The following is a 4,291-nucleotide window of genomic DNA, read 5'->3' as shown; positions in this document are numbered from 1 at the left end:
TCCCCCTCCGGGGGAACGACGCACGACCCTACGGGTCGTAAAGACGATAAAGCCCTACGGGCTTTGAAACAATCCCTCCGGGATTGTTTATGAATTCCTCCGGAATTCAAAAAACGGGTGGAGGGTTGGGCGGGTCCCTGCGCTCCGCTCCGGGACCGGTGATGACGGGTTGTTGGGTGGGACTCCTTCCGGCTCCGCCTGCAGGAGGAGCCCGCTGCGCAGGCGGCTGGCTACAGGGGAGGGCCGGTTGAGGCGGTCGCGCGTCAACCGGCCGGGCCAGGACCGACCCTGACCCTGCATCACCACCGGCACCCGTGTACAGATTGGGAATCTCCCCCACCCCCGTCCGCAGTGGACTCTCAGGCCTTGCATCATCTCTTGAGCCCGTGTAGAGATTGGGAATCTGCGCCACCCCCGCCGGGGCCTGAAAGGGTCTGAATGATTCCCCCTTGAATAGGAAAGGGAAAACACGGTCACTGAGGTCTCTTTCCGGAGATGATGAACTCACATCGACGAAAGGAATTCACATGCTGATTGCTGCGATCGCGGTTCTCGGGACGCTTGCCGGATCGTTTGTTACGGGCGCTCTCCAGTATTTCACAACGGGCGCAGCGGGCTGCTGCGGAATTGTCTGAGCGCCGTTCGGCGGGTCTGGATGCGGTGGTGAATTTATCGGCTGCGCTGGCGGATCACCGGCGGGCAATGGCAGTCCGGGAGGAAATCCGGTTGGCCGGCGGGGACTGGAGTACGGCTCGTGCGGAGAGCCATGTGACCCGGTCCGCGGTGACGGCTCAACTCCTTCGAGTGCGTCTCCTGCTGCCCGAGCTGGCCGACGCGGCGCAGCACGCCATCCAGGCCACATACGACATGCGGGCCGCCGACAGCACGACCACGCTCCAGGAGGCGCGGGAACGGGCGATCGCCACGGCGGACGACCTGGTGGCCGCCACCGGGGCCGCGCTCGCCGGATGAACACCACCCCCGCACGCGCGGGGAGCACGCATCGAGCAGCCCGGCCAGCTCCGTGGGCTCGGGACCATCCCCGCACACGCAGGGACGACGAGCGCAGTTGCCGGTGGTCGTCGCCGTAGCTGGGACCATCCCCGCATGCGCGGGGAGCGCCCATCATGACCTGCGACGCTACCGCCCCCACCCACCAGTTTTCATCCACTTCCACCGAACCCACCGCGCCCATTCGCCCGGCAGCGGGCGCGGTGGGGTGGAAGGGTGGCGCGAGGTGCGGGCGGACGGCCGGCGTGTGGCGCCGGATACCGAACGCCCGCCCCAGGCCCCGTGGTCGAGGGCCGCACCTCGTGCGTGCACGACACGCGCGCGCTTTGGGTCGTGCCGGAGGGACTGGCCCAGGGCGATGAAGAAGAACGTGGCCGGCGGGAACTGGAGCACGGCTCGTGCGGAGAGCCACGCGACCCGGTCCGCAGTGACCGGTCCACTCCTTCAAGTGCGTCTCCTGCTGCCCATACTGGACGACGTATAGAAAGAGTGTTCAACCGGTTCTGGTAGGACCCAACCTAATTTCCCCATTCATTCGCGCACGAGAGACTCGACGGAAGGAGAGAACGTCCCGGTCGCGGTCAGCATCGGGCGCGTGCTGGAGCATCCTGGATGCCTCTCTAGGTGAAATGGCCCTGGCGCGGGCTTTGGTCCACCGGCCGTGCCACGTGGGGCTCGTCTCTCTCCGGCCGACCCCGTTGAGGAGGGCGATCAGTTGCTGATCGTCAGCGGGGATAGCCTCCTGGCTGACGATCCGGGCCAGGCTGCTCAGGGGAAGAATCAACTCGCCGCTCCCCCGCGCCTGGATAGTGCGCAGCGGTGGGGCCCCGGCGGTCTCGTAAAGGGCCCATAGGGCATAGCGGAGTTCGGCCGGATTGCCCACTGTCTCAGGCGCGACTTTCTTGACGTCGAGGGTGCCTCGCTCCTCTCGGCGTGCGTAGGTCCAAAGAGTGTGCAGGGCTTCGCGCACGCGGTGGCTGTCCGGAGGGCCAGGAAGCGCTTCGTCGACCTTGTAGAGGGCCACGTCATTGATTTCACGAATGGCATCTTGGAACTGTGCGACCCTGTCCCACCTCGGGACCTTTGCGCCTGCGGCGGTTCGCTTGAGCGTCGCTGGGGAGGCGTCGACGTACTGGGACATCTCCTCGTAAGTGACGCCAGCCGTGGCACGATATGCCCGCAGGTACAGGGCCAGGCTCTCCAGGTGCGGTGGGCCAGTCACAGGCCGTTCTGCGCGTCCCATGTCGGACGCCCTTATCGATTGTCCGAGGCGGCAAGGATGCCGTGCGCGATGGCGACGACCGCACGTCGGCCCCCGGTGACCGCGACGGTAGCGAGGGCGCCGATTCCGCCGCAGCCTCCGAGGAAGGTGAAGACGTCGGTCACGGGCATGCCGCCCACGATGTACAGCAGGCAGCCGATCATGGGGAACGCGATGAGCGGCAGCACGTGTGCCGCGGTCAGGCTTCCCGGCCTGGTCGGATCGGCTTCTGCCAGGTGGGCCGGCAGCATAGGGCCGGTGATGCCGGTACTTTCCGGTACGGCTCGGACGCCGTTGTTCTTGCTCATAAGAAGCCCCTGTTTTCAAGGGGAAGAGGCGTCGACGTGAGGTCGACGCATCCGCCCGCCACTGGATGCAACTCGCTTTCTCGTGGCGCAGTTGGCGCTGCGTCACGCACGAGCAGTGTCAGTGTTCCAGGTGAACTCGATCCCGCCCCAACCGGACGTGAACCCCCGCGCCCCTTTAGTCCACTTTGTGAAAAGTTGGCTCATTCTTGTTCCATGCTGCGATATACGTCATCGCCGTACTGCCAGCGGGCTGATCTGGAGAAACCCCCTCAGTGACGGCCTCTTGAGGGCTGCTCAGCCTCTCATTCCACGTAATTGGCTCGCCACTGTCCAAGTCGACTTTGCGCTGTGCTACGGAACTGAGCAACACTTAGCAACGCATTGCCGTACGTACGGCGATGTGTGAAGCCCTGGTCCACTGGATGCAACCAAGAACGAGGGCACACGGCGGGATCCGTGTTGGCGCACGCCCCACCACTCAAGAAGCCCCCGCCGCCGTCTCATAGGCTCCGGGGGCTTCTGTGCGTTCAGCTCGACGGCGCTCGGACATGTGTGAGCTTCTTGGAGCCTGGCCCTCAAAACGGGCCCACGGGGCCGCTGGGTGCCCTGCTCGCCCATCCCCGAGGGCACGTCAGCCACCGGCCGACGCGTCCCCCACGGCCGGCCAACGCAGCGCCGCAAGCGCCGCCGCGGGTTTCCGGTTCCGCCACCGGCCGGTCGGGCGCGGTGGCCGGTCCGGCGCGCGGAGTCGGTCCTCGGTCCCGGCCGCCATCGCCCCGGGTACGTCACCTGCCGCCCGGGCACGTCTCGCAGATGACGTACCCGGGGTCGGCCGGACAAACAGCTGCCGGGTGAGCCGCTGGCCCAATCCCTGACCTGGACGAGTCACGGCCCGGCGGTCCCGGAGTGTCACCGGACCGCGATCGGGACGATGACGGCCGCGACGAGTCCGGCGCCGAGGAGGCCAAGCGTCAGCGGTGCGACCCACGCGGGGTGACGGTGCGCGACGTAGGCGAGTCCGGCGGCGAACATGAGGACAACGAGGACCAGGAGTACGGCGACGAGCAGGGCGAGCGAGGACATGACGGTGTTCTCCTTCAAGGGGCGAAAGTGCGCTCCGGGTGAGCGCGGGGCCTACAGTCCGCGCCGTCCGCCAGCCGTTCCAGTTCTCGCGAAAATCCGATCCGGGCCAGGGCCGGGGGCCGATGACGGGGCGTCGGGGCGGATTCGCGAGGACTGGACAAACCAGGGGTCGGGACTGTTGAACACACTGGGGAGGGCTGGTTCTCCAGGGCGGGACGCAGGCCGGTCGGGACTGCTGGCAGCACAGTGCGACGCGTCGCAGTTAGCCGCGCAACCCCTCCTCCCTCTCTGACCTTTCTGGGGAGGGGCGGTTCTCCGGAGCCGGTCTGCGGTGGTGAGGGAAGGCGGTGCCCCGGAGGGAGAATCGTGGGGTGACCACCCGCCGCCCGCTGGGCACCGGACCCTAACCCGCCGTTGACGACCAGGGGACGCCGCCCGGTGCGCCCGTACCGCGCGCCGTGCTCGCCGCGGAGCGTCTACAAGGAGCAGCCACGGCCCCGGCCGTGCTCCGGCCGGCGGGGCGACGCCCGCTCAGCACCGGCCCCACCGCCACCGGGTGACGGACGGGGGTCACCCGACCGGACCGGCGGGCGCGGCGGGCGGTGCTGGCCGGGGCGGGGAGGATGGG

4 protein-coding genes are annotated in these 4,291 nt (G+C 67.7%); 1 reads left to right on the top strand and 3 read right to left on the bottom strand.

The features are described 5' to 3' along the window. Nucleotides 1-768 precede the first annotated feature (768 nt). Nucleotides 769-972 carry a hypothetical protein gene (locus tag D3105_RS35610; protein WP_240647106.1) on the top strand — a complete coding sequence of 68 codons (204 nt, stop codon included), beginning with the start codon at nucleotides 769-771 and terminating at the stop codon, nucleotides 970-972. Nucleotides 973-1,504: 532 nt separating this feature from the next. Here the strand turns inward: D3105_RS35610 and D3105_RS32705 are convergent. The 3 genes from D3105_RS32705 to D3105_RS34815 form a co-directional block, all read right to left on the bottom strand. After that, a complete protein-coding gene (locus tag D3105_RS32705; RefSeq protein ID WP_338104032.1) occupies nucleotides 1,505-2,254 on the bottom strand; it encodes a helix-turn-helix domain-containing protein in 750 nt (249 codons plus the stop codon). Between the two features lie 11 nt (nucleotides 2,255-2,265). Continuing rightward, complete coding sequence (locus D3105_RS32700) at nucleotides 2,266-2,580, bottom strand: hypothetical protein (RefSeq protein WP_123947601.1); 315 nt, start codon at nucleotides 2,578-2,580, stop codon at nucleotides 2,266-2,268. A 909-nt stretch (nucleotides 2,581-3,489) separates the two neighbouring features. Further along, the gene (locus D3105_RS34815) at nucleotides 3,490-3,663 is read right to left on the bottom strand and encodes a hypothetical protein (protein ID WP_165891128.1); all 174 of its coding nucleotides are present in this window, start codon (nucleotides 3,661-3,663) and stop codon (nucleotides 3,490-3,492) included. Nucleotides 3,664-4,291: the final 628 nt, after the last annotated feature.

Origin of the sequence: Streptomyces globisporus (assembly GCF_003501885.1) — a bacterium.
GTDB classification, from domain to species: domain Bacteria; phylum Actinomycetota; class Actinomycetes; order Streptomycetales; family Streptomycetaceae; genus Streptomyces; species Streptomyces globisporus_D.
This window is presented reverse-complemented; position numbering and strand designations above follow the sequence as displayed.